The 2,132-nt window shown below is 56.7% G+C and carries 3 protein-coding genes; all 3 read right to left on the bottom strand.

The genetic code is table 11. The features are described from left to right. Positions 1-644 (bottom strand): phage replisome organizer N-terminal domain-containing protein (locus tag B5F19_RS16655; protein WP_087292861.1); only part of this gene is annotated, 644 nt, incomplete at its 3' end. A gap of 112 nt (positions 645-756) precedes the next feature. Beyond that, positions 757-1,143 (bottom strand): cysteine-rich VLP domain-containing protein, encoded by a 387-nt coding sequence (locus B5F19_RS16650; protein WP_087292858.1) that lies wholly within the window; start codon positions 1,141-1,143, stop codon positions 757-759. Beyond that, the coding region (locus tag B5F19_RS16645) for a relaxase/mobilization nuclease domain-containing protein (RefSeq protein WP_162612606.1) at positions 1,133-2,132 on the bottom strand (1,000 nt) is incomplete at its 5' end. The genes B5F19_RS16650 and B5F19_RS16645, both read right to left, overlap by 11 nt.

The following is a 2,132-nucleotide window of genomic DNA, read 5'->3' as shown; positions in this document are numbered from 1 at the left end:
TTGCCGCTGGACGCGATATGGCAGGATAGCCGGTCAATGTAGTAGTTCCATTTGTCGGGCAGGTCTGCTTTCAGCCCGTCCAGTTCTGATTGCGAAAGAAAGACATTTTCATACCGGCCATAGGCGGCGCGGGCGGGCTGTCCCGTATCTAACTCTCGCTCTCTCTCTTTTTCTATCTCTATCTCTATCTCTTTCTCTATCTCTGGTGGACAAATGTCCGCTTGATATGGTGGACATTTGTCCGCCCCGGCCTTTGGCAAGGCTTTTTGCTCCTGCAAAGCCAGCCTTGCCCGCCGTTTCCGCTCCCCCTCGGTAGAGGATTGGCCGATCAGCAGTTCAATGTTGCTCATATACAGTGCGCCGCTTGGCAGCGGCTCCACAAGCCCCAGCTTCATAAAAATCTGCAAGGCTCGCTCTACGGTGCCGACTTGCTGGCGGGTAATGGTGGCAATCATCTGCGCGGTGTAGGGGATATTTTCATCAAGCTGCAACTTCCCGCCGTTTTTCAGCGATTTCAAGTACAGTTTCAAGAGAATGTTGGAATAGCGGATACCGTCCTGCATACTTTCCAGCAGCACGATAGCGTCCTCGTCAAAGTAATTCTCTTTCAGCTTGAGGTAATAGTATTTTCGGTTGTCTGACATGGTTCCTCCTTTGGGTGGATTTGGGGCGTTTGTACGCATTTAGAACGGCGTTTCCGGGGGAAAAGGATAAATGTATCGCGTACCCTTTGACACCCACGGAAAAAGCCTTGATTTATGCGGGTTTGAAAGGCTCTAAAGCGTGACATTTCTGCCTTTGTTTCCGCTTTCTCTCGGCAGCTTTGATTTTCTTCATGCGTCCGGCGCAGCCGGGGCAGTATTTCCCCCGGTTGGATTTGGGGACAAAGGCCGCCCCGCAGACGGCACACCGTTTCCGGCTCCCCCGGTACAAGAGGGCTGCGGCCAGTTCCCCGTCAAGGGGCAGGACAGCCACACGGAACCAGCGGCACATGAGGGAAAGGGAAATGCTCTGGACGCACACGCAAGGCTCCCCGTCGTCTAACAGCAGGCAGTTCCCCTCGTCGTAGTTACAGCACTCATGTACCAGCCGCCGCGCCCGCCGGTGCTGGCGGTAGTCCATTCTCGGTAACTTATCGCTCATGGCTCTGCTCCTTTCTGCGGTGGGGTTCCTCCCGGCGCAAAATCTGGTCGATGTTCCGCTTGACGGTCTGCAACTCCTTGAACCGCTGTTTCTGTTCGTGATAGGTGTTATACAGGCCGTCTTTCTCGGAGATAAGCTGCTCAATCTCGGCCTGCAACGCCTTCCGGGCGGGCAGCTTGGTAATGCCATGCGCCTTGAAATACCGGGCGGCTGCGTCGGCTATGATAAAATCGCTCTCGTTTGCCTGCCGGTAGGCGGCGCGGGCTTTTTCGGATTTCTGCGCTTTCAGCCCGTCGCGGGCGGGCTTGGTCTTGGCATAGGCAAGTACCTGTTGCTGCAACTCCTTTTTCCCTTGTAGCTTTGTTTCCAGCGTTTTCAACTTGCCGCTGGTCTGGCGCATTTCCTGATAGGCGGTATCAACGGCGGCTTCTAACTGCTCCGGGGAAGTGAAGCCGTATTCCTGATACACATTCAGCGTCGCGGCCATTTGTTTGAGGTTGTGCATGGTCGCCCATCGTTCATAGCCCCGGCCTTTGCCCTCGGCCATTTTCTGCTCAATGTCCACAAGCCGCTGCACACCGTCCTGTTTCGGGGCGGTTTGAGGGGCTTTTGTGGGCTGTATGCCGGTTTTCCCCTGCCGGGGGTATTCGGGTATGGCTGCGGGCTGTTCGGCGGCTCTGGCGGCGTTCTGCTCCAAAACGGCAAGGACAGCGGCGCGCTCAAAATCGTCGCCCAGCTTTCGGGCGGTAATGGGCTTTGTCCTGTCCGGCGTGAGGTAGGAAAGCCGCCCCCGGCTCTCCTTGACGCTCACGCCCTCCCGCAGCAGCAGAGAGGCAAAGTCCTCGAATGAGGTTGCCGCAGACAGCGCGGCGCGTATGGCCTGCCGCAGCTTCTCCTTGTTCGTTTCAAACTTGGTCTGCCGGGGCGTGATACCGCCTGCAATCATGGGGGCGTTCTGCTTGTCCAGCGCGGCCTGTCCCTTTTTCTGC

It is taken from the genome of Pseudoflavonifractor sp. An184, assembly GCF_002160305.1.
In the GTDB taxonomy this organism is placed as follows: Bacteria; Bacillota; Clostridia; order Oscillospirales; family Oscillospiraceae; genus Lawsonibacter; species Lawsonibacter pullicola.
This window is presented reverse-complemented; position numbering and strand designations above follow the sequence as displayed.

Coding starts and splice junctions, on each gene's coding strand:
- B5F19_RS16650 (WP_087292858.1), bottom strand. CDS start 1,143: ATGAGCGATAAGTTACCGAGAATGGACTACCGCCAGCACCGGCGGGCG.